This window comes from Pseudomonas petrae (assembly GCF_021728295.1).
Taxonomy (GTDB): domain Bacteria; phylum Pseudomonadota; class Gammaproteobacteria; order Pseudomonadales; family Pseudomonadaceae; genus Aquipseudomonas; species Aquipseudomonas petrae.
Genome location: NZ_JAKJXE010000006.1, coordinates 344,707 through 365,378 on the forward strand (window position 1 = coordinate 344,707; position 20,672 = coordinate 365,378).

Consider the following 20,672-nt stretch of genomic DNA (forward strand, 5'->3'; position numbering starts at 1 on the left):
CAGTCAACAAATCTATCTCAGACAGATCGCAATCGCGGGCAAGCGCGCTCCTACATTTTCGCTGAGAAAGATGCTAAGCCATTTCCTCTCGCGACTGACTTGCCACCCGCGTATGCCGCAGCGTCGGCACCAGGAACGCCATCGCGAGGATGCAAGCGGACACCAGCAGGACGAAGCCGCCGTCCCAGCCGAAGTGGTCGACCGTGTAACCCATCAGTGCGCTGGCCGCGACCGAGCCACCGAGGTACCCGAACAAGCCAGTGAATCCCGCTGCGGTGCCGGCTGCTTTCTTCGGTGCCAACTCAAGCGCTTGCAAGCCGACCAGCATCACCGGGCCATAGATCAGGAAGCCGATCGAGACCAGAGCAATCATGTCGACGGTGGGGTTGCCTGGGGGATTGAGCCAGTAGACCAGCGTCGCAACAGTCACCATCGCCATGAACACAATGCCGGTCAGGCCACGGTTGCCACGGAAGATCTTGTCGGACATCCACCCACACAACAGCGTGCCCGGAATGCCCGCCCACTCATAGAAGAAGTAGGCCCATGAGGTCTTGTCTACGTCAAAGTGCTTGGCTTCTTTCAAGTACGTTGGCGCCCAGTCCAGCACGCCGTAACGCAGCAGGTAAACGAACACATTGGCCAGCGCGATGTACCAGAGCATTTTGTTGCGCAGAACGTATTTGACGAAGATCTCTTTGGCGGTGAATTCCTCTTCGTGGCTCGCGTCGTAGCCTTCCGGGTAGTCGTTCTTGTAGTCCTCGACCGGCGGCAAGCCCACCGACTGCGGGGTGTCGCGCATGGTGACGAAGGCGAACAGGGCGACAAACAGGGCAACCGCCGCAGGCACGTAAAACGCTGCGTGCCAGTCGTTGGTCCATCCAAGTCCGAGCAGGAACAGCGGGCCGATCAAGCCACCGCCGACGTTGTGCGCCACGTTCCACACCGACACTACGCCGCCACGTTCCTTCTGCGACCACCAGTGCACCATCGTGCGTCCACTCGGCGGCCAGCCCATGCCCTGGGCCCAGCCATTGATGAACAGCAGAATGAACATGATTGTCACGCTGGACGTCGCCCAGGGCGCGAATCCGAACACGAACATCACCAGCGCGGAAATCACCAGCCCGAAGGGCAGGAAGTAACGCGGGTTGGAGCGATCAGACACCAGCCCCATCAGGAATTTCGACAGCCCGTACGCAATGGCAATCGCCGAGATCGCAAGCCCCAGCTGACCGCGGGTATATCCCTCATCGATCAGGTAAGGCATGGCCAGCGAGATATTTTTGCGCAGCAAATAGTAGCCGGCGTAGCCGAAGAAAATGCCGGCGAAAATCTGCCAGCGAAGGCGGCGGTAGGTGGAGTCGACACGCTCCTCAGGCAGCGGAGCCTGATGTGCGGCAGGACGGAAAAAGGCAAACATCGGGACACTCCATTTATTTTCTTGTTATGCGAATCCGAATATTACATTTTCGTTACAGAAAATAGGAAGGCTTCTCATCGGATAATAAGGGCGTAAATACGGGCCAAGAGCGAATTCCTTTGCGAACATCGCGTTTGTGCAGTGCTGCGTACAGTTGGGTTTCGGTGCGCGGGACAGGTAAAGTGGCGCGCTCATGCGCTCACGATTGGCAAACCCACATGCAGTCACCCACGCTTGGGATTCGGAATCAAAAGATCATCATTCTGTGCCGCGATGTCGGCGGATACCTTGGCCGGCTCAGTCACTTTCTCGGTAAGTCGAACGACGTTGTGTTCATTGACCTGACCCAAGGCGCGAAAGAGCTGCCCTGGCTTCCGGGGAAAATGCGGCGATGGCTGAAAAAGTACCTGATCGTTCGGCGTGCCAAGGCTGCGATCCGGGCAGCAGGGGATGTCGACGCGTTGCTGGTGGTGAACCCGAGTCAGCTGGATCACGGCCTGGTCCTGCAGGCCCAGGCTGCGGCAACGCTCACCGTCGCGTATTTGTCTGACGGGATTGCGCGATTGTCGATGCCGATTGATCAACTGGCGACCTTCGACAAGGTCTACACCTTCGATGGCGCTGATGCTCACGAGTATCAACTGCGCAAGCTCTACAACTACATCTACGAAGAACACGCCGATTTCAAAACGACGTGCGACTTCAAGGCTTTTGTCGTGATGGGCGGCAAGCACCGCGTGGATGTGCTCGGCCGGGTGGCTCAAGCGTTTGAACAACTGGGCTACACCAGTACCTGCAAGTTTCTGGTGCAAAGCAAGCCTGTGCCGGGAGCCAGTCCACTACTGACCTTCTTTCGCCAGCGCATGGGCATCGATGAAACGGCCGAATACGTCAGGCGTTCGGAAATACTGATCGACATCGTCCGGCCGGGGCACGCGGGTTTGAGCTTCCGTTTTTTCGAAGCGCTGCTCTATCGCAAGAAAATGATCACCAACAACGCATCGGTGGCGGATTACGACTTCTATGATCCGCGCAACATTCTGATCATCGACAGCGGTCACCCCATGATCCCTGAAGCGTTCATCAGCGGGGAATACGTGGACCCGCCCGAAGAAGTCGTGCAGCGGTACAGCATGGCCAGCTGGGCGAACGAGGTTTTCAGCCCATGACTCCATCACCTGCCGATGAGCAAATCTTAAGGTCGCAGCAAGGCTGCGTCGGCCGTCGCAGACTTCTTGCGCAGGAACGGATGCTCGATGCACCAGTACGTCGCGACGCTGATACTGCTGGTCAGCAAGATGATCAGTGGTAAGTACAGTGCGTAGCTGAGTGGATCCGACGTGGCGAAGTCATACGCGCCCATCAGACTGAACACGCTGTAGATGACGATGCCATGCAGCAGGTAAATGCTGAAGCTGGCCTCGCCCAGAATCTTCAACCCTCGAATCTCCAGCACCCCGTGCAGGCTGTTGCCGAGCACGAACAGCGCAAACGGAACCCCCAGAATCAGCATTTGCAGCGTCGAGTACGATTTGAGCTTCATGCTGATCAGCAGTACCGCGACCGCAACCAACGTGCAGCGCACGCCCGTGAAGTCGATTCGCCAGCGGCGCATCCGGTCTTCAGAGACCGCCACCGCGATGCCGACAGCAAACAGTTTGATGAACCGGTTGTGAAAGTGATGATGGTACTCACCCCACAGGCACGCCAGCGCAATCAGCGCGACGACGACGGCCATGCCGGGGAGCTTGCGCCGAAGCAGGCAATACAGCACCGGCAGCGACAGGTAGAAGACCGCTTCATAGAGCAGCGTCCACTGCACTGAAGCATTGATTCGGACTGTGTCCGGGAAACCATTGATGGGGCTACCGATGAAAATCACCCATCGCCCGAGCGCCTTGATCGTGTCCATGACCGGCGCGTTGACGCCTGCGGATTGATACAGCGCGATGGCCGTGATCAGCGCGACGCTGAACAGGTACATCGGGAAGATTCGCCGTACCCGTGAAGACAGGATCAGCCGCCATTTCGGCTCGCTTCGGTAGATCTTCGCGGTAAACAGGTAACCCGTGATCATGAAAAACAGCGACACCGGTACCGTGCCCATGTTGTTCAGCACGCGGCTGTCCGTGGTTTCCCAGACCCCGTTGACGTGCCAGTAATAACTGACGATGAAGTGATGAACGATGACTGCGGTTGCGAGCACGCCACGCAGCCCGTCCAGCGACGAAACACGATGGAGCGCTTCTTGGGAGAGGATCGGCATTCGCTGAGTGGCGAAGCAAAACATTGCGATCGTCAGCACGTACAGCGTGATCAGAATCAGGGTGACGGTCATCAACACGGGGTCCGCAGTTCGTATGGGAGTCGATACCGAATGAGCTCGTGTTCGGTATGTATCGGCCGTGAAATATACGGAACACATCAGGCGCCGTCGCGGGTTGTTTAACGAGGTGTTGATTTTGGGACCCGTCCTACGCAGCGTTGGGAAGTCATGAGCTGTTGCAGGCGCAGACCAACGCACAAAATGCGCGCCCGCCTTTTGCACCCACGCAGGAGGCAGACCGGAAAAAGCGCACAGGTGATAGCAGTGATGAGCAGGTGGGTTTTATGTGTGATCTGTGCAATCTGTATCGCGGCCAACGCGGAGGAAGGCGATGTGGAGTTTGACTACCGCAGGGCGCCCGCTTGGCCGTATTCGCTGCAGAAGTCGGGCGTGTCCGGGTGGGTTCTGCTCGACCTCAAGGCGCATCACGACGGGCGTGTTTCTGAGCCTGAAGTGCTGGAAAGCTCCCATCCCCTGATGTCCCGCGCGGTGGTAAATATTGTGCCCACATGGCGCGTGAAGCCCTGGGCGGTCAGTGACGAGCGTCCGGCAGTCGTCTCACTGCGCCACGAGCATTATTTTCTCCACCCGCGGGAAGGCACCAATCCTGTCACCTGGCTCCATCGCAGCCTGCGTCACCTGACCTGCACCCGGTTCAACAACCGGCTGGAGGACTTCCAGCAAAACTCATCCGGTCTTGAAGAGATCGACATGAGCGTTTTCCGACACACCTTCAAAGTGCTGGCGAGGGTCGCCACTTACCGCAAGCTGTCCGACGAGCAACGGTTCGCGCTAGGGGATGCGCTGGCAGTGGCCGCTCCGGAAGTCATTCAGCGCTGCGGCGCGAATCCTGAACTGCGTTATAAGGACGTGCTGCCTGATGAGGTGAGGAGGATGCTGTGAGCGCGTGCAGAAACCTGCAGGATCAGCCCCGTTTCTCAACGATCGGGTTCGATCCCGATGCACGCTACCTGACGCTAACCACCACCTTGCCCACCGCCTTGCGCTGCGCCAACGATTCAATCGCTTCACCCGCCTGCTCCAGCGGGTAAACCTTCGACACCAGCGGCTTCAGCTTGCCCTCGCTGAACCAGGTGAACAGTTGCTGGAAATTCGCCGCATTGTCTTGGGGCTGGCGTTGGGCAAATGAGCCCCAGAACACACCCACAACCGAGGCGCCTTTCAGCAGCGCGAGATTGACCGGCAGCTCGGGGATGCGACCACTGGCGAAGCCGACTACCAGCAATCGACCGTTCCAGGCGATGCCGCGAACAGCTTGATCAAAAAGGTCACCACCCACAGGGTCATAGATCACATCGACGCCGTTGCCGTTGGTGAGGCGTTTGATTTCATCCTTCAGATTGCTTTCGCTGTAGTTGATCAGCTCGTCGGCGCCTGCGTTTTTGGCGACCTCAAGCTTGTCTGCGCTGCTGGCAGCGGCGATCACGCGAGCGCCCATGGCTTTGCCGATCTCCACGGCAGCAAGGCCGACGCCTCCCGAGGCGCCAAGGACGAGGAGCGTTTCGCCGGCCTGCAGATTGGCGCGCTGTTTGAGGGCGTGCATGGACGTGCCGTAGGTCATGCTGAAGGCGGCGGCGGTGGTGAAGTCCATCGCTTCGGGAATGGGCAGGACGTTGTAACCGGCCACCGCGATCTGTTCTGCGAAGCTGCCCCAGCCGGTCAGCGCCATCACCCGGTCACCCACACGAACATGGCTGACCTTTTCGCCGACAGCCGTCACCACGCCCGACGCTTCACCTCCGGGCGAAAATGGAAAAGGCGGCTTGAACTGGTATTTGCCTTCGATGATCAGCGTGTCAGGGAAGTTGACCCCGGCAGCGTGTACGTCCATAAGAATCTCGTTCTTCTTCGGCTCCGGGCTGGGGATGTCCTCCAGCACCAGATCTGCAGCGGGACCGAAGGCTTTACAAAGCACGGCTTTCATCGAAGGCTATTCCTTTTTCGGGGATGGCCGATAAGTACAGGTAGCGAGGTTGTGGGGTCAATGAGCATGCCCCGGCCTGATAGGTGTGCATAAGCTGAAGTAAGCTGTGCGGCGAAGCGGATTGAGGAGCGGACTGTGAAAGCGTGGATTCTGATGTTGATGGCATTGTCGATGCCTGTTGTGGCGCTGGCCGAAGAGGGCGGCGAGAAAGAAGATCCGAACAAGGTTTCCTACGTGGCGTTGACGCCACCCTTCGTAGGCAACTACTCACTGGACGGCAGCCCGAAACTGCACGTCTATAAGGCCGACGTCGCCTTGCGGGTGACCGGCGCCGAAGCGCAGAAACTGGTGAAGCAAAACGAGCCACTGATTCGCAATCAACTGGTGGCGTTGTTCACTCAGCAAACGGTCGACAGCATGGGCAACGTCGATGCCAAGGAAAAACTGCGTCAGGAAGCGCTGAAGCAGACCCAGCAAGTGCTGACCCAGGAAACCGGCAAGCCCGTGGTTGACGATCTGCTGTTCAACAACTTTATCGCCCAGTAACGCGCGGCATTCTGAACTCAGCGCAGGCCCAGCACTGCGGCCCATTGTTCGTCCGTCACAGGCATGACGGACAAGCGGCTGCCTTTCTGCACCAGAGGCATCTGCTCCAGTGCGGCTTGTTGCTTCAGAAAACCCAGCCCCAGCACGTTCGGAAACGCCTCGACGAATGCCACATCAAGAGCGCTCCAAGTGTTTTTCTCCTCGGTGGCTTTGGCGTCGAAGTAGGGGCTTTTGCCGTCCAGCGCGGTGGGGTCGGGATACGCGGCTTTGACGATTTTACCGATGCCGGCAATACCCGGCTCCGGGCAGCTGGAATGGTAGAAAAAGAACTGATCACCCACCGCCATCGCGCGCAGAAAGTTACGGGCCTGATAGTTACGGACCCCATCCCAGCGCGTGTGCCCAAGCTTTTTCAGCCCGCTGATCGAGAGCTCGTCGGGCTCGGATTTCATCAGCCAATAGGCCATTTATACGGCTCCTGAACAGGTGTTGGGAAAGTTGTCCTACGTTTTTATGACAACCCGACAGTCGGCTGGCGTCAGTATTTGCGTGTTGCGTCACGTTGCCGCAGAATGCCGGCATTTTAAGGGCTGCACGATCTGGCAGCCTGTTTAAACGTTATTGATTTCAGATTCTGATTCGTTACAAAGGGGACGATGAATGCGACGCAAGCCGGATGTACTGTGGATTTTGGCAATTTTGTTCGGCTTGGGAATCGTCACCACCGGTTACGCGCAAAGTCTGTGGGCCGCGAAGGCAGACGCGCCGGTTGAAATCACTCAGCAACAGCAGCCACAGCTCCGCCGCTAAACCGCTTTTTCGCAGCGCGCTTTTTTCCCAGGAGCGCGCCATGCTGACGATTCACCCCGCCATATACCAACGCTTATCCGTGACCGTTCCCGACAACGGGACATCCCAACTGGCGACCGCCAGCTTCCCGACTTTCTGACACTCGTGGGCCAGTCCCAGCAGCACCGGCTTGCGCCAGGTTTTACGACGCGCGAGATACGCCAGGCTGCGGTCGTAAAAGCCGCCACCCATGCCAAGACGACCCCCTTCCGGATCGAATCCCACGAGCGGCATCAGCACCAGGTCCAGCGTCCAGATCTTGCGCTGTCGCTTGGCATTGATGCGTGGCTCCGGGATGCGGAACCGGTTCGGCTTGAATTTCTCCCCGGGGCGCACGCGCTGAAACACCATTTTCGTTCGCGGCCAGGCACTGAGCACCGGCAGGTAGGTGGTCTTGCCGCGTTTTTGAGCGGCACGAAGTAGCAGGCGCGGGTCGATCTCACCGTCCATCGGAAGGTAGAGAGAAACGTGCCGGGCGCGGCGAAAGAGTGGATTTTGCGCAAGCTGACGGTACAAGCCCTGCGCCGCCTGTCGCTGTTCTGCCGGGCTGAGCGCGCGACGATTATGGCGAAGCAGCCGGCGCAACTGTGGCCGAGAGAGGCTTGAAGGATTTGGGAGGGGAGCGGCGCCGGATGAGGTCATGCTGGCGGGTCCGTGAGGCTTTGAAAAGTGATGTCGTGGATCAGGCAGATTCACGATGCCCACCGCCAGACGGGGCGCCTGGCGATGGGTAGAAGGTTCGAGACTCCCCGACGAACCGCTGTCGGTGTAGCCCTTGAACCCGAAAGTTCAAGGTGGAGATTGCAGGAGGTTTTAAGGCTTTCCGTCGAGCGGACATGCACACCAACCCCAACGTGCAACCCCCGTGGTTGTGCGTATCGGCTCAGGGACATGACCGACTGGCAAGCACTCCAGGGAGCGGTCGCAAGTATACCGAATCATGTCCCAACAATCAGCCTTGTGCTTTATCCGGATCCGTGGCAAGGACCAGGTCCACGCGGTCCAGCAAGTCGCGAACCTGTTCGCGGTTAGCGCCATTTGTCTGCGCTTGGGCTGGAGGCAGTTCCTGCTTGTGCAGAAGATCGTGGGTAATGTTCAGTGCGGCCATCACCGCAATACGGTCAGCGCCGATGACTTTGCCGCTGCTGCGGATCTCGCGCATTTTGCCGTCCAGGTAACGCGCGGCGCTGACCAGATTGGTGCGCTCCTCTTGCGGGCAGATAATCGAATATTCTTTGTCGAGGATTTGCACGGTGATGCTGTTGCCATTACTCATGAGTCTTGCTCCAGGGCCTTGAGGCGCGAAATCATGGACTCGACCTTTTGCCGGGCGATTTCGTTTTTTTCAATGAGTTGAGCGCGTTCCTCGCGCCAGGATTTTTCCTGAGCTAATAGGAGTCCGTTTTGACTTTTTAGTTGCTCGACACGATTGATCAATAACTCCAGTCGAGCCATCAGCGCTTGCAGGTCGTTGTCTTCCATTGTTTTCCACTGATTACTTTCAGATGAGTGGTGCAGGCGCTGGCGTCTGGATTCGCCCCGGACATCGCCTGATAGCTTGGGCGCGTCTGCCGGTGCTACGATACAAGGCCTTCATTCTAGACATTGCGCCGCCTGGCGCCTAGTTGCCCATGCCTATTCAGAATTCCCCGTACAACGGCTTCGCCACCCTGCTTGCCAGCAGTGGTCATCATGTATCTCCTGCCGAATTGCACGGCCTTTTGCTGGGCCGCAGTTGCGCCGGCGCAGGCTTCGATGCAGATGATTGGTTGGCAGACGCTCACCTGCTGCTGGAAACAGAGCCTGACGACAAAGTGCGCCAAGCCCTGATCGGCCTGCAGGCAATGGTCAAAAACGAACTGACCGGCGACGACATGACTGTCGTGTTGCTGTTGCCCGGCGATGATGAGCCTCTGGCTACCCGCACCGCCGCCATGGCCCAGTGGTGCCAGGGTTTCCTAAGCGGCTTTGCCCGGGTGGGTGGTCAGTCACTGAGCGATGATGCCAGGGACGTGCTCCAGGATTTGGCCGCCATCGCTCAGGTTCATGACGCGCTGGACGAGTCCGAAGACGGCGAGAGCGACTACATGGAAGTGATGGAGTACCTGCGCGTTGCGCCGTTGCTGCTGTTCACCGAGTTCAACCAGAAAACCGAAGCTGAAGACGAAGCCAAGCCGTCTTTGCACTGACAGCGCGTCATTGCTGCTTCGGCCACGCCGCCTTTGTGCGACGAAGGCCCAAGCGCACCTCCCGGAGAACCGCACTTGCCCATGATTCATATCCCGAAAGCCGAATATGTCCGCCGCCGCAAGGCGTTGATGGAGCAGATGGAGCCCAACAGCATCGCCATTCTGCCAGCGGCGGCTGTGGCGATTCGAAATCGGGACGTTGAGCATGTGTACCGCCAGGACAGCGACTTTCAGTACCTGAGTGGATTCCCCGAACCCGAAGCGGTGATCGTGCTGATCCCTGGCCGCGAGTACGGTGAGTACGTCCTGTTCTGTCGCGAGCGCAATCCCGAGCGCGAGTTGTGGGACGGCCTGCGCGCGGGTCAGGACGGCGCGATGCGCGAGTACGGCGCCGACGATGCCTTCCCGATCACCGACATCGACGACATCCTGCCCGGCCTCATCGAAGGTCGCGATCGGGTGTATTCGTCCATGGGCAGCAATCCTGAATTCGACCGACATGTGATGGAGTGGATCAACGTCATCCGCTCCAAGGCGCATCTGGGTGCGCAGCCGCCGAAAGAGTTCGTTGCGCTGGATCACCTGCTGCACGACATGCGCCTGTATAAATCGGCGGCCGAAGTGAAAGTGATGCGTGAGGCCGCGCAGATATCGGCCCGGGCCCACGTGCGGGCGATGCAAGCCAGTCGCGCCGGGCTCTACGAGTTCAGCCTGGAAGCGGAGCTTGATTACGAATTCCGCAAGGGCGGCGCTAAGATGCCGGCCTATGGCTCCATCGTCGCGTCGGGGCGCAACGCATGCATCCTGCACTATCAGGAGAACGACGCGCCGCTTAAAGACGGCGACCTGGTGCTGATCGATGCCGGTTGCGAGATCGACTGTTACGCCAGCGATATCACCCGCACGTTTCCGGTGAGTGGCAAATTCTCTCCCGAACAAAAAGCGATTTACGAGGTGGTGCTCAAATCCCAGGAAGCGGCGTTTGCGGCGATCAAACCCGGCAATCACTGGAACCAGGCCCACGAGGCTACGGTTCGTGTCATCACCGAAGGGCTGGTTGAGCTGGGGCTGCTGCGAGGCGCGGTGGATGAACTGATTGCCGCCGAAGCGTACAAAGCTTTTTACATGCACCGCGCCGGACACTGGCTGGGCATGGACGTGCACGACGTCGGCGAATACAAGGTCGGCGGCGAGTGGCGTGTGCTGGAGGCCGGTATGGCGCTGACGGTCGAGCCCGGCATTTATGTGTCCCCGGACAATCAGACCGTCGCCAAAAAATGGCGCGGGATTGGCGTGCGAATCGAGGATGACGTCGTGGTGACCAAAAAAGGCTGTGAAATCCTGACGAGCGATGTGCCGAAGACCGTTGCCGAGATCGAGGCCTTGATGGCCGCAGCACGAACGCAAGCCGCATGAGCCGCTTTAATCTGGCCATCGTCGGTGGCGGACTGGTCGGCGCAAGCCTGGCCCTCGCCCTGCAAGCCGGGGCGAAAGCGCGGGGCTGGAAAATTGTCCTGATCGAGCCGTTTGCGCCTGGCGATACGTACCAGCCCAGCTACGACGCGCGGTCTTCAGCGCTGTCTTTCGGCGCGCGGCAGATCTACGAGCGCCTGGGGCTGTGGCAGCACATCAGCCGCCGCGCCGAGCCGATCCTCAACATTCACGTTTCCGACAAAGGCCGGTTCGGCGCTGCGCACCTGTCTTCGATGGAGGAAGGCGTTCCGGCGCTGGGCTATGTGGTTGAAAACGCCTGGCTGGGCCAATGCCTGTGGCAGGCGCTGGACAAGGACGTGATCAGTTGGCGCGTGCCGGCCGAAGTCACACACATGCAGGCGCTTACCGACGGCTACCGCCTGACCCTGAACGACGAAACTCAGCTCACCTGCGACCTGGCGGTGCTGGCCGACGGCGGCCGTTCCAGCCTGCGCGAGCAGCTGGGCATTGCAGTGCGAAATACGCCTTACGATCAAAGCGCGCTGATCGCCAACATCACGCCGGGCGACGCCCACTGTGGCCAGGCCTTCGAGCGGTTTACCGAAGATGGCCCCATGGCGTTGCTGCCACTTCCGGATAACCGCTGCGCACTGGTCTGGACGCGCACCGGCAATGACGTTCAACGGCTGATGGCGCTGGACGACCGAAGCTTCCTGGAAGAACTGCAGGGCGTCTTCGGCTACCGGCTGGGCGCGCTGAAACAAGTAGGTGCGCGCCACAGCTATCCGCTGGCGCTGATCGAGGCCGAAGAGCAGATCCGCTCGCATCTGGTGGTGCTCGGCAACGCCGCCCACAGTCTTCATCCGATTGCGGGGCAGGGCTTCAACCTGTCGCTGCGTGATGCTGCCTCGCTGGCCGAGGCGCTGCTGGCCAGTGAAGCGCCGTTGGGCGAGCTGTCGACGTTGCAGGCCTACCGCGAGCGCCAGCGGGTTGATCAAAAACTGACTGTCGGCTTTTCCGATCAGGTTACGCGGGTGTTCAGCAGTCAGCAGTCCCTTGTGACTGCGGGCCGTAACCTGGGCCTCCTGGGCCTGGATCTGTTGCCTTCAGCCAAGAGCTGGTTCGCCCGTCAGGCCATGGGCCTGGGAACGCGAAGCGATGTCTGAACACTTCATTCATTCGTGGCCTTCGCCACAACCGAGAACGATTTAAAGCATGGAAACGCGCGCAGATCTGCTGATTGTCGGGGCCGGAATGGTGGGGAGCGCGCTCGCGCTGGCGTTGCGAGACAGTGGGCTGAACATTCTTGTGGTGGATGGTGGACCGCTGACGGTCAAGCCGTTCGTGGCCGACGCGCCATTCGAAGCGCGTGTCAGCGCGCTGTCCATCGCCAGTCAGCGCATTCTCGAGCGGCTGGGTGTCTGGGACGGCATCGTTGCGCGGCGCGTCAGCCCCTACAGCGACATGCACGTGTGGGATGGCAGCGGCACGGGCAAGGTGCATTTCTCTGCCTCCAGTGTCCACGCTGACGTGCTCGGGCACATTGTCGAAAATCGCGTGGTGCAGGATGCACTGGTCGAACGTCTGCATGACAGCGGCATCGGCTTGTTGGCTGATGCGCGTCTTGAGCAGATGCGTCACTCCGGCGATGACTGGCTTCTGACCCTGTCCGACGGCCGTACCTTGCGCTCACCGCTGGTGGTTGCAGCCGATGGCGCCAACTCGACCGTGCGACGCATGACCGGCACTGCGACGCGGGAATGGGACTACCTGCATCACGCCATTGTGACGAACGTGCGCACGGCGGACTCCCATCGAAAAACCGCGTGGCAGCGCTTCACTGACGAGGGCCCGCTGGCCTTTCTGCCGCTGGATCGAGAGGGCGAGCATTGGTGTTCCATCGTCTGGTCGGTGACGCCGGAGCAATCCGAGCGGTTGATGAAGCTCGACGACGAGCGCTTTTGCCGTGAGCTGGAAAATGCGTTTGAAGGCTGCCTCGGGCAGGTAATTTCTGCCGACCCCCGACTTAGCGTCCCGCTGCGTCAACGCCACGCCAAGCGCTATGTGGCTCCCGGCCTTGCGCTGATCGGCGATGCCGCGCACACCATCCATCCGTTGGCGGGGCAGGGCGTCAATTTGGGCTTTCTTGACGCAGCAGTGCTCGCCGAAGTGCTGCGCGATGCGGTCGAGCGCGGGGAGCGTCTGGCCGATGAACGTGTGTTGAGCCGTTACGAGCGTCGGCGCATGCCGCATAACCTGGCGTTGATGGCGGCGATGGAGGGCTTTGAACGACTGTTCCAGGCCGACGCGCTGCCGGTTCGCCTGTTGCGTAACGCCGGGCTGAAGATGGTCGATCATTCGGCAGAAGCCAAAGCGCTGTTCGTGCGCCAGGCCTTGGGCCTGACCGGTGATTTGCCCGAGTTGGCAAAGCTCTGACGACACAGCACTTTCACTCCGCGCGCTTCACTGTGGGACCGGCTTTAGCCGGGAAAGCGCCATTCGTTACGCCGGGAATCTGATGGCGTTCAAGCTGGCCTCTTCCCGGCTGAAGCCGGTCCCACTGAAACCGCGCGCGTATCCAGTGAGTCTGGGTGTGGCACCGCTGGCACTCAGCAACATCCGGTAACGGCTCAATCCTGACTTCGGTTGAGATGGCAGATGCGATTCACTACCATTTCGCTTCGTTTTTCCCCTCTCTCGAATCAGGAGAACCTGCATGCAGGCGAGCAAGCGTCTTTTGGCTGCCTTGGCATTAACCATGCTCGGCAGCACCGCCCAGGCCGCAGATGAAGTGGTGGTGTATTCCTCCCGAATCGATGAGCTGATCAAACCGGTGTTCGATGCCTACACCGCCAAGACCGGCGTGAAGGTCAAGTTCATCACCGACAAGGAAGCGCCCCTGATGCAGCGCATCAAGGCCGAGGGCCAGAACGCAACGGCTGACCTGCTGCTCACCGTCGACGCCGGCAACCTCTGGCAAGCTGAACAGATGGGCATCCTGCAGCCGTTCACTTCGCCGGTCATCGACGCAAACATTCCGCCCCAATACCGTTCTTCCACCCACAGCTGGACCGGCCTGAGCCTGCGCGCGCGGACCATTGCCTACTCCACCGATCGCGTCAAACCTGAAGAACTCACCACCTACGAAGCGCTGGCCGACAAACAGTGGGAAGGGCGTCTTTGCCTGCGTACCGCCAAGAAGGTCTACAACCAGTCGCTGACCGCCACGCTGATCGAAACCCATGGCGCCGAGGCGTCGGAGAAGATCCTCAAGGGCTGGGTGAACAACCTCTCGACCGACGTGTTTTCCGATGACATCGCGGTGCTGGAAGCCATCAATGCAGGCCAATGCGACGTCGGCATCGTCAACACCTACTACTACGGTCGCTTGCACAAGGACAATCCGGATCTCGCCGTGCGCCTGTTCTGGCCCAATCAGTCGGACCGTGGCGTGCACGTCAATCTTTCCGGCATTGGCCTGACCAGGTACGCGCCCCATGCCGACGCCGCCAAAGCGTTGGTGGAATGGATGACGGGCCCCGAAGCCCAGACGATATTCGCCGGCACCAATCAGGAATTCCCGGCCAACCCGAAAGTCGCACCGTCTGAAGAAGTGGCGAGCTGGGGCGCGTTCAAGGCGGACACGATCCCGGTGGAAGTGGCGGGTCGGCGGCAGGCCGAGGCGATTCGCATGATGGACCGCGCGGGCTGGAACTGATTGCAACCAGGCAGCACCCTTCTGTAGAAGTGCGCTTGCCCGCGAAGGCTATGTCTGTGACATAAAAGGTGTCTGACACTCTGTCATCGCGGGCAAGCGCGCTCCTACAGGGGATCTCTAACGCTATGAGTATTCTCCTTGGCCCACTCCCCCCAGCGTCGCTGGTACCCCCTGGTTTTCACCATCGCCGCCCTGGTGCTGCTGCCGTTAAGCGTGCTGCTATTCTCCTGGCAAACCATCGATCAGCAGATCTGGTCCCACCTCTGGGAAACCCAGATGCCACGGTTGCTGGGCAACACCTTCACGCTGATGATCGGGGTGGGTCTTGGCGTTACGCTGCTGGGCGTGAGTCTCGCGTGGCTGACGGCGCTGTGCGAGTTTCCGGGACGGCGCTGGCTGGACTGGGCGCTGATGCTGCCGTTTGCCATCCCGGCGTATGTGCTGGCGTTCGTCTTTGTAGGTTTGCTGGACTTTGCCGGCCCGGTGCAGACGCTGTTGCGCGAGTGGTTCGGTTCGGGTCTACGTCTGCCTCGGGTGCGCTCTACCGGCGGTGTGATTATCGTGCTGGTGCTGGTGTTTTATCCCTACGTGTATCTATTGGCACGCACGGCATTTCTTGCGCAGGGCAAAGGCCTGATGGAGGCCGCCCGGATTTTGGGGCAGTCGCCGTGGCAAGCGTTCTGGCGCGTGGCTTTGCCCATGGCGAGGCCGGCAATCGGTGCCGGTGTTGCGTTGGCGTTGATGGAAACCCTGGCTGATTTCGGCGCGGTGTCGGTGTTCAATTTCGACACCTTCACTACCGCGATCTACAAGACCTGGTACGGCTTCTTTAGCCTGTCGAGCGCGGCGCAACTGGCGAGCCTGCTGCTGCTGGCCGTCATGGTCCTGCTGTACGGCGAGCATCGCGCGCGGGGGGCGAGCCGGCCGAGCAACGAGCGCCCGAGGGTGAAGGCGCTGTATCACCTGCATGGCCTGAAAGCCGCCGCCGCCAGCGCATGGTGTGTACTGGTGTTCGCCTGCGCGTTTGTCGTGCCGCTGTTGCAGTTGATTGCCTGGGTCTGGCAACGCGGGCGTTTCGACCTCGACGAGCGCTACGCCGGGCTGATTCTGCACACGCTTTATCTGGGCGGCCTCGCTGCGCTGGTCACGGTGTGCGTCGCGATGATCCTCGTGTTTGCCCGGCGCCTTGCCCCCACCCGCGCCATTCGCTCGGGCGTCAGTGTCGCCAACATTGGCTACGCGCTGCCCGGCTCTGTGCTGGCGGTGTCGATCATGTTGGCGTTCAGTTATCTGGACCGGGAACTGGTCGTGCCGTTATCCAGCTGGCTGGGCGGTGCTGGCAGGCCATTGCTGCTGGGCAGCCTGGGGGCGCTCGTGCTCGCGTATCTGGTGCGCTTCATTGCGGTTGCGTACGGGCCGCTCGAGAACAGCCTGTCGCGCATTCGCCCGTCACTGCCCGAAGCCGCGCGCAGTCTGGGGGTCAGCGGGCCACAATTGTTTTTCAGGATTTATCTGCCGCTGCTCATACCGGGTACGTTGAGCGCTGCGCTCCTGGTCTTCGTCGATGTCCTCAAGGAAATGCCCGCCACGCTGCTCATGCGCCCGTTTGGCTGGGACACGCTGGCCGTGCGCGTCTTCGAAATGACCAGCGAAGGTGAGTGGGCACGTGCGGCTTTGCCTGCGCTGACGTTGGTGCTGGTCGGGCTCCTTCCGGTCATCGGTTTGATCAGACGTTCGGCCAAGCCGATTGGTTAGGTGCGGGGTCCCAACCTTGCGGCTACAATGCGCCGCAATCGACTCGGTCTGTCAGACAATTCCACAAATTAGCAAAGGTTTCAGACCCCAATTCACGGGGGATTTGCGGGATTGCCAGTGACTGCGTCTTCGCCACGCCCGGAAGGAGAAACCCATGGGACAGCGTACGCCCCTCTTTGACCTGCACCTCGCGCTCGGCGCGAAGCTGGTCGATTTTGGTGGTTGGGACATGCCCTTGCACTACGGCTCCCAGGTCGAGGAGCACCATCAGGTGCGCCGGGACTGCGGGATTTTCGACGTGTCGCACATGCATGTGCTCGACGTATCCGGCAGTCAGGCCAAGCCCTGGCTGCAGCATCTGCTGGCCAACGACGTCGGTAGATTGCAACAGACCGGGCAGGCGCTTTACAGCGCGATGCTCGACACCCACGGCGGTATCGTCGACGACATGATCGTTTACCAGACCGACGAAGGTTATCGACTGGTGGTCAACGCAGCCACCGGCGACAAGGACCTGGCTTGGATGAACGCCAACCTTGCCGGCTACGACGTGCGCGTCAAGCACCGCTCGGAGCTGGCCATGCTCGCCATTCAGGGGCCGAACGCCCGGCAGAAGATCGGCGAACTGGTCAACCAGGAACGTACCGCGCTTATCCACACCCTAAGACCCTTCGAAGGCCAGCAAGAAGGCGACTGGTTCATCGCGCGCACGGGTTATACGGGTGAAGACGGCCTGGAGATCATCCTGCCGGCCACCGAAGCCTGCAGTTTCTTCAACGACATGGTCGGTGCCGGCATTTCACCAATCGGACTGGGCGCACGCGATACGCTGCGCCTGGAAGCGGGCATGAACCTGTACGGTCAGGAAATCGACGAGCAGGTCTCGCCGCTGATCTCCAACATGGCCTGGACGGTCGCGTGGATGCCTGAAGAACGCGAGTTTATCGGTCGCGCTGCGCTTGAAGCAGAGCGAGCGCGAGGCATCTCCTCAAGGCTTGTAGGACTGGTCCTCGAAGAGCGGGGCGTTTTGCGCGCTCATCAGGTCGTCCGAATAGCGGAAGTTGGCGAAGGAGAGATCACCAGTGGTAGTTTCTCTCCTACGCTAAGCAAGTCGATCGCGCTGGCGCGAGTGCCGATGGCCACCGCTGACCGTGCCGAGGTTGAAATCCGGGGCAAGTGGTACCCGGTTCGAGTGGTTCGACCCGCATTCGTGCGTCACGGCAAGGCCCTGATATAACCCTGATTTGAAAGCCATCCCTGGCGGGTTTTCCGCTGACCTGATGAAGTAGAGAGGATAAGAACATGAGCACTATTCCCGCCGAACTGCGTTTTGCCGAGAGCCACGAGTGGGCGAAGCAAGAGGGTGATCTGATCGTTGTCGGTATTTCCGATCATGCGCAGGAAGCGCTGGGTGACGTCGTGTTCGTCGAGCTGCCTGAGGTGGGCAAAGTTTTCTCCGCCGCAGGCGATCAGGCCGGTGTCGTTGAGTCAGTGAAGGCTGCGTCTGACATCTACTCGCCAGTGGCGGGTGAAGTCGTTGAAGTCAACGAGGCGCTGGCCGGGGAGCCAGAGGCATTGAACAACTCGCCTTACGATTCGTGGATCTTCAAGGTCAAGCCTGCCAATGCCGCAGACCTGGGCAAGCTGCTCGATGCAGCGGGCTACAAGGCACTGATCGGCGAATAAGCCGGTCGGTCAGACACAAAAAAGCCGCTCGGATGAGCGGCTTTTTTTTGGGAGCGAGATCGGCTTTATGTTGCCAACTCGTCACGACAGGTCCGACTTATTGCTCGGCAACCAGATTCTTCGCCAGGATGGCGTTTGCCAAGTCCATGTCCGATGCCTTGAGGGCCGGGTTGTCCTTGCGCACCTGGTCCATGGCTGCTTCCAGGTATGGGCCACGGATTTCGCCGTTGCTGGCCACGAAGCTGCCAGCGTCGTCTTGTGCAGCGACGATCAGCTTGTGGTGACGAAAGGTGAGGTAAGTGGAACCGGTTGTGGCACCAGACGAAAGCACGTCCCGCAGAAAACCGTCGGCCATCGCTGAACCGACCGGCAGGGAAAGCAAGGCTAACGTGGCTACAGCAAGTTTAAGACGCATGAAGGGTACTCCGATGTTGGTTTGTTCTGAAACGATTTGATACGCCATCTCCCGTTCTAGTTCCCCATGCGCAGGGCCTCATATAGCCTCGACCTGCAAAATCGTCCCGTCCTGGGCAATCACCCGGACCTGGTCGCCGGCCGGCGTATCCGGGCCGGTGACCATCCAGACGCCGTCGCCGACTTTGATTTTGCCGCGGCCGCTGACAATGGCGTCGTGGACGGCAAACGTGTGCCCGATCAATTCCGAACCGCGCATGTTCAGGCCAGGCTGATCCGACCTGCGCTGCACACTGCGCTGACGCCGCCACCAGTACAGCGCCGTCAGGACCGACAGCACGGCGAAAAGCAGGAACTGCACTTCCCAGCTCAAGCTCGGCAGAATGTAAGTGAGAACGCCGACGCCCGCCGCAGCGACCCCGATCCACAGCAGATAACCGCCCGCGCCGAACACCTCCAGAATCAGCAGCACAGCGCCGAGCCCCAGCCAGTCCCAGAACGACAGATCTTGCAGATAATTCCACATGGCTCACACTCGCTTGCCGGCTTCAGGCTTGGGCGTGTCGAACGATGCCTTGACGATCTCGCTGATACCGCCAATGGCTCCGATCATCTGACTGGCCTCCAGCGGCATGAGGATGACCTTGCTGTTATTGGCCGACGCCAGTTTCCCCAGCGCATCAATGTATTTCTGCGCGACGAAATAATTGATTGCCTGCACGTCACCTGCCGCGATGGCTTCGGAAACCACCTGGGTTGCGCGTGCCTCAGCCTCGGCCTGACGCTCCCGGGCTTCGGATTCCAGAAAGGCTGCCTGGCGCTCACCCTCGGCTTCCAGAATCTGCGCCTGCTTCTTGCCCTCCGCAGTGAGAATGGCTGAAGCGCGAAGGCCCTCGGCCTCAAGGATCTGCGCACGCTTGATACGCTCGGCCTTCATCTGGCCCGACATCGCCGCCATGAGGTCGGCGGGCGGGCTGATGTCCTTGATTTCAATCCGGGTGATCTTGATGCCCCAAGGGGCAGTGGCCTCATCAACGATGCGCAGCAGGCGCTCGTTGATGCCGTCACGCTGGCTGAGCATCGCATCCAGCTCCATCGAACCCAGCACGGTCCGGATATTGGTCTGCAGCAGGTTGCGGATAGCGTGTTGCAGGTTGTTGACCTCATAGGCGGCCTGGGCGCAGTTGACCACTTGATAGAAACACACGGCGTCGATCTGCACCGTGGCATTGTCGGACGTGATGACCTCCTGGGGCGGGATGTCGAGCACGGTCTCCATCATGTTCAGCTTGTGCCCGATGCGGTCGACCAGCGGCACGATGATGTTCAGTCCGGGCTTGAGCGTGTTGGTGTAGCGCCCGAAGCGTTCGACGGTCCACTGGTAACCCTGGGGCACCACCTTGAAGCCCATGAACACGATGGCGATGGCCAGCGCCACGAAAAGTAAAACCACACTACCGGTTTGCATAACGGATCCCTGTTGATGACGATGAGAAGTTGATAAGGCAGAGTACGGTGACTGGCTTATGCGCCGCGAACCTTTCTTGTATCACTGGAAGAATAGCTGGCGCAGCACATTGAGATTTAAGCGGCAAAAACAATAGGAGGGCGTCATGGCTGTTCTGGAAAGTTTTCGTCTCGACGGCAGGGTGGCGCTGATCACCGGCTCCAGCGCAGGTATTGGTCTGGCCATTGCCCGGGGCCTGGCCGAAGCGGGCGCCACGGTCGTGCTCAACGGCCGCAGTGCCGAGACGCTGCAATCGGCCGTCCAGGCCCTGGCGGCCGAGGGGCATGCGGTCCACACCCAGCGTTTTGATGTGACGGACAGCGCGGCGGTCGCCGCTGCGGTTCAGGAAATCGAAGAGCGCGTCGGGCCGCTGGAAATCCTGGTCAACAATGCAGGCATCCAACGGCGTGGGCCGCTGGCGGAGTTCGCCGAGGCGGACTGGCACGAGCTGATGCGCACCAACCTGGACAGCGCCTTCTTCGTCGGCCAGGCCGTCGCGCGCTGCATGATCCCGCGTGGACGCGGGCGCATCATCAACATCTGTTCGGTGCAGAGCGAGCTGGGCCGCCCGGGTATTGCGCCGTACACGGCAAGCAAGGGCGCGCTGAAGATGCTGACCAAAGGCATGGCGATTGACTGGGGCCCGTTCGGGCTCAACGTCAACGGGATCGGGCCGGGCTACTTCAAAACCGAGCTGAACGCTGCGCTGGTGGCCAATACCGAATTCAGCGACTGGCTGGTGCAGCGCACGCCGAGCCGTCGTTGGGGCGAAGTGTCGGAGCTGGCGGGCGCGGCGGTGTTCCTGGCCTCCGACGCGGCCAGCTTCGTCAACGGCCACATCCTTTACGTCGACGGTGCCATCACGGCATCGCTGTAATCC

General features: G+C 60.2%; 23 protein-coding genes and 1 other RNA gene. 13 read left to right on the top strand and 11 right to left on the bottom strand.

Annotated features, from left to right (window positions below; all coding sequences use genetic code 11):
• Positions 1–73 precede the first annotated feature (73 nt).
• On the bottom strand, positions 74–1,423 hold the full coding sequence (glpT, locus tag L4G42_RS13090; protein WP_237260851.1) for a glycerol-3-phosphate transporter: 1,350 nt from the start codon (positions 1,421–1,423) through the stop codon (positions 74–76).
• A gap of 218 nt (positions 1,424–1,641) precedes the next feature.
• Between glpT and L4G42_RS13095 the strand changes: the two genes are divergently transcribed.
• Positions 1,642–2,592, top strand: a complete 951-nt coding sequence (locus tag L4G42_RS13095; protein ID WP_237250028.1) for a WaaS/CpsH family glycosyltransferase — start codon at positions 1,642–1,644, stop codon at positions 2,590–2,592.
• Positions 2,593–2,618: 26 nt separating this feature from the next.
• Here the strand turns inward: L4G42_RS13095 and L4G42_RS13100 are convergent, their stop codons facing one another.
• Positions 2,619–3,761 carry an acyltransferase family protein gene (locus L4G42_RS13100; protein ID WP_237250027.1) on the bottom strand — a complete coding sequence of 381 codons (1,143 nt, stop codon included), beginning with the start codon at positions 3,759–3,761 and terminating at the stop codon, positions 2,619–2,621.
• A gap of 252 nt (positions 3,762–4,013) precedes the next feature.
• Between L4G42_RS13100 and L4G42_RS13105 the strand changes: the two genes are divergently transcribed.
• Positions 4,014–4,652 (top strand): energy transducer TonB, encoded by a 639-nt coding sequence (locus L4G42_RS13105; RefSeq protein WP_419789368.1) that lies wholly within the window; start codon positions 4,014–4,016, stop codon positions 4,650–4,652.
• 64 nt (positions 4,653–4,716) lie between these two features.
• Here the strand turns inward: L4G42_RS13105 and L4G42_RS13110 are convergent, their stop codons facing one another.
• The gene (locus tag L4G42_RS13110; RefSeq protein ID WP_237250025.1) at positions 4,717–5,694 is read right to left on the bottom strand and encodes an NADPH:quinone oxidoreductase family protein; all 978 of its coding nucleotides are present in this window, start codon (positions 5,692–5,694) and stop codon (positions 4,717–4,719) included.
• Between the two features lie 135 nt (positions 5,695–5,829).
• On the opposite strand from L4G42_RS13110, the gene L4G42_RS13115 reads away from it, so the two are divergent.
• A complete protein-coding gene (locus tag L4G42_RS13115; RefSeq protein WP_237250024.1) occupies positions 5,830–6,240 on the top strand; it encodes a flagellar basal body-associated protein FliL in 411 nt (136 codons plus the stop codon).
• 17 nt (positions 6,241–6,257) lie between these two features.
• Here the strand turns inward: L4G42_RS13115 and L4G42_RS13120 are convergent, their stop codons facing one another.
• A complete protein-coding gene (locus L4G42_RS13120) occupies positions 6,258–6,707 on the bottom strand; it encodes an EVE domain-containing protein (protein ID WP_237250023.1) in 450 nt (149 codons plus the stop codon).
• 193 nt (positions 6,708–6,900) lie between these two features.
• On the opposite strand from L4G42_RS13120, the gene L4G42_RS13125 reads away from it, so the two are divergent.
• A complete protein-coding gene (locus L4G42_RS13125) occupies positions 6,901–7,050 on the top strand; it encodes a hypothetical protein (protein ID WP_122534092.1) in 150 nt (49 codons plus the stop codon).
• A 51-nt stretch (positions 7,051–7,101) separates the two neighbouring features.
• Here the strand turns inward: L4G42_RS13125 and L4G42_RS13130 are convergent, their stop codons facing one another.
• The 4 genes from L4G42_RS13130 to L4G42_RS13145 all read right to left on the bottom strand — a co-directional run bounded on the left by L4G42_RS13130 (position 7,102) and on the right by L4G42_RS13145 (position 8,571).
• Positions 7,102–7,731, bottom strand: coding sequence for a 5-formyltetrahydrofolate cyclo-ligase (locus tag L4G42_RS13130; RefSeq protein WP_237250022.1), 630 nt, complete (start codon positions 7,729–7,731; stop codon positions 7,102–7,104).
• Positions 7,732–7,831: 100 nt separating this feature from the next.
• A non-coding RNA gene (gene ssrS / locus L4G42_RS13135) (6S RNA) lies at positions 7,832–8,010 on the bottom strand.
• Positions 8,011–8,041: 31 nt separating this feature from the next.
• Positions 8,042–8,365 carry a cell division protein ZapA gene (locus L4G42_RS13140; protein ID WP_237250021.1) on the bottom strand — a complete coding sequence of 108 codons (324 nt, stop codon included), beginning with the start codon at positions 8,363–8,365 and terminating at the stop codon, positions 8,042–8,044.
• A complete protein-coding gene (locus L4G42_RS13145; protein ID WP_037016503.1) occupies positions 8,362–8,571 on the bottom strand; it encodes a TIGR02449 family protein in 210 nt (69 codons plus the stop codon). The genes L4G42_RS13140 and L4G42_RS13145 overlap by 4 nt, the downstream gene beginning before the upstream one ends.
• Positions 8,572–8,720: 149 nt before the next feature.
• On the opposite strand from L4G42_RS13145, the gene L4G42_RS13150 reads away from it, so the two are divergent.
• From L4G42_RS13150 to gcvH, 8 genes are all read left to right on the top strand, one after another.
• Positions 8,721–9,278 (top strand): YecA/YgfB family protein, encoded by a 558-nt coding sequence (locus L4G42_RS13150; protein ID WP_237250020.1) that lies wholly within the window; start codon positions 8,721–8,723, stop codon positions 9,276–9,278.
• Between the two features lie 81 nt (positions 9,279–9,359).
• Positions 9,360–10,694 carry a Xaa-Pro aminopeptidase gene (gene pepP, locus L4G42_RS13155; RefSeq protein WP_237250308.1) on the top strand — a complete coding sequence of 445 codons (1,335 nt, stop codon included), beginning with the start codon at positions 9,360–9,362 and terminating at the stop codon, positions 10,692–10,694.
• Entirely contained in the window at positions 10,691–11,878 is a 1,188-nt protein-coding gene (ubiH, locus tag L4G42_RS13160; RefSeq protein WP_237259216.1) for a 2-octaprenyl-6-methoxyphenyl hydroxylase, read from the top strand. Before pepP ends, ubiH begins: the two co-directional genes overlap by 4 nt.
• Before the next feature lie 49 nt (positions 11,879–11,927).
• Positions 11,928–13,148 carry a 2-octaprenyl-3-methyl-6-methoxy-1,4-benzoquinol hydroxylase gene (locus L4G42_RS13165; RefSeq protein WP_237250018.1) on the top strand — a complete coding sequence of 407 codons (1,221 nt, stop codon included), beginning with the start codon at positions 11,928–11,930 and terminating at the stop codon, positions 13,146–13,148.
• Positions 13,149–13,428: 280 nt separating this feature from the next.
• The gene (locus L4G42_RS13170; RefSeq protein ID WP_237250017.1) at positions 13,429–14,430 is read left to right on the top strand and encodes an extracellular solute-binding protein; all 1,002 of its coding nucleotides are present in this window, start codon (positions 13,429–13,431) and stop codon (positions 14,428–14,430) included.
• Positions 14,431–14,568: 138 nt separating this feature from the next.
• Positions 14,569–16,185, top strand: a complete 1,617-nt coding sequence (locus L4G42_RS13175) for an ABC transporter permease (protein ID WP_237250016.1) — start codon at positions 14,569–14,571, stop codon at positions 16,183–16,185.
• Between the two features lie 154 nt (positions 16,186–16,339).
• On the top strand, positions 16,340–17,422 hold the full coding sequence (gcvT, locus tag L4G42_RS13180) for a glycine cleavage system aminomethyltransferase GcvT (RefSeq protein ID WP_237250015.1): 1,083 nt from the start codon (positions 16,340–16,342) through the stop codon (positions 17,420–17,422).
• Between the two features lie 65 nt (positions 17,423–17,487).
• Positions 17,488–17,871 (top strand): glycine cleavage system protein GcvH, encoded by a 384-nt coding sequence (gcvH, locus tag L4G42_RS13185; RefSeq protein WP_237250014.1) that lies wholly within the window; start codon positions 17,488–17,490, stop codon positions 17,869–17,871.
• A 97-nt stretch (positions 17,872–17,968) separates the two neighbouring features.
• Here gcvH and L4G42_RS13190 read toward each other — a convergent pair whose 3' ends face one another.
• From L4G42_RS13190 to L4G42_RS13200, 3 genes are all read right to left on the bottom strand, one after another.
• Positions 17,969–18,286 (bottom strand): DUF2388 domain-containing protein, encoded by a 318-nt coding sequence (locus L4G42_RS13190; RefSeq protein ID WP_065987516.1) that lies wholly within the window; start codon positions 18,284–18,286, stop codon positions 17,969–17,971.
• A gap of 78 nt (positions 18,287–18,364) precedes the next feature.
• The gene (locus L4G42_RS13195) at positions 18,365–18,811 is read right to left on the bottom strand and encodes an NfeD family protein (RefSeq protein WP_237250013.1); all 447 of its coding nucleotides are present in this window, start codon (positions 18,809–18,811) and stop codon (positions 18,365–18,367) included.
• Between the two features lie 3 nt (positions 18,812–18,814).
• Positions 18,815–19,753 (bottom strand): SPFH domain-containing protein, encoded by a 939-nt coding sequence (locus L4G42_RS13200; protein WP_237250012.1) that lies wholly within the window; start codon positions 19,751–19,753, stop codon positions 18,815–18,817.
• Positions 19,754–19,898: 145 nt separating this feature from the next.
• On the opposite strand from L4G42_RS13200, the gene L4G42_RS13205 reads away from it, so the two are divergent.
• Entirely contained in the window at positions 19,899–20,669 is a 771-nt protein-coding gene (locus L4G42_RS13205; RefSeq protein WP_237250011.1) for a glucose 1-dehydrogenase, read from the top strand.
• Positions 20,670–20,672 lie beyond the last annotated feature (3 nt).

Excerpts from the sequence above, each read along its gene's own strand:
- glpT (WP_237260851.1), bottom strand. The coding sequence starts at position 1,423 with ATGTTTGCCTTTTTCCGTCCTGCCGCACATCAGGCTCCGCTGCCTGAG.
- L4G42_RS13095 (WP_237250028.1), top strand. The coding sequence starts at position 1,642 with ATGCAGTCACCCACGCTTGGGATTCGGAATCAAAAGATCATCATTCTG.
- L4G42_RS13100 (WP_237250027.1), bottom strand. The coding sequence starts at position 3,761 with ATGACCGTCACCCTGATTCTGATCACGCTGTACGTGCTGACGATCGCA.
- L4G42_RS13110 (WP_237250025.1), bottom strand. The coding sequence starts at position 5,694 with ATGAAAGCCGTGCTTTGTAAAGCCTTCGGTCCCGCTGCAGATCTGGTG.
- L4G42_RS13120 (WP_237250023.1), bottom strand. The coding sequence starts at position 6,707 with ATGGCCTATTGGCTGATGAAATCCGAGCCCGACGAGCTCTCGATCAGC.
- L4G42_RS13125 (WP_122534092.1), top strand. The coding sequence starts at position 6,901 with ATGCGACGCAAGCCGGATGTACTGTGGATTTTGGCAATTTTGTTCGGC.
- L4G42_RS13130 (WP_237250022.1), bottom strand. The coding sequence starts at position 7,731 with ATGACCTCATCCGGCGCCGCTCCCCTCCCAAATCCTTCAAGCCTCTCT.
- L4G42_RS13140 (WP_237250021.1), bottom strand. The coding sequence starts at position 8,365 with ATGAGTAATGGCAACAGCATCACCGTGCAAATCCTCGACAAAGAATAT.
- L4G42_RS13145 (WP_037016503.1), bottom strand. The coding sequence starts at position 8,571 with ATGGAAGACAACGACCTGCAAGCGCTGATGGCTCGACTGGAGTTATTG.
- L4G42_RS13150 (WP_237250020.1), top strand. The coding sequence starts at position 8,721 with ATGCCTATTCAGAATTCCCCGTACAACGGCTTCGCCACCCTGCTTGCC.
- pepP (WP_237250308.1), top strand. The coding sequence starts at position 9,360 with ATGATTCATATCCCGAAAGCCGAATATGTCCGCCGCCGCAAGGCGTTG.
- ubiH (WP_237259216.1), top strand. The coding sequence starts at position 10,691 with ATGAGCCGCTTTAATCTGGCCATCGTCGGTGGCGGACTGGTCGGCGCA.
- L4G42_RS13165 (WP_237250018.1), top strand. The coding sequence starts at position 11,928 with ATGGAAACGCGCGCAGATCTGCTGATTGTCGGGGCCGGAATGGTGGGG.
- L4G42_RS13170 (WP_237250017.1), top strand. The coding sequence starts at position 13,429 with ATGCAGGCGAGCAAGCGTCTTTTGGCTGCCTTGGCATTAACCATGCTC.
- gcvT (WP_237250015.1), top strand. The coding sequence starts at position 16,340 with ATGGGACAGCGTACGCCCCTCTTTGACCTGCACCTCGCGCTCGGCGCG.
- gcvH (WP_237250014.1), top strand. The coding sequence starts at position 17,488 with ATGAGCACTATTCCCGCCGAACTGCGTTTTGCCGAGAGCCACGAGTGG.
- L4G42_RS13190 (WP_065987516.1), bottom strand. The coding sequence starts at position 18,286 with ATGCGTCTTAAACTTGCTGTAGCCACGTTAGCCTTGCTTTCCCTGCCG.
- L4G42_RS13195 (WP_237250013.1), bottom strand. The coding sequence starts at position 18,811 with ATGTGGAATTATCTGCAAGATCTGTCGTTCTGGGACTGGCTGGGGCTC.
- L4G42_RS13200 (WP_237250012.1), bottom strand. The coding sequence starts at position 19,753 with ATGCAAACCGGTAGTGTGGTTTTACTTTTCGTGGCGCTGGCCATCGCC.
- L4G42_RS13205 (WP_237250011.1), top strand. The coding sequence starts at position 19,899 with ATGGCTGTTCTGGAAAGTTTTCGTCTCGACGGCAGGGTGGCGCTGATC.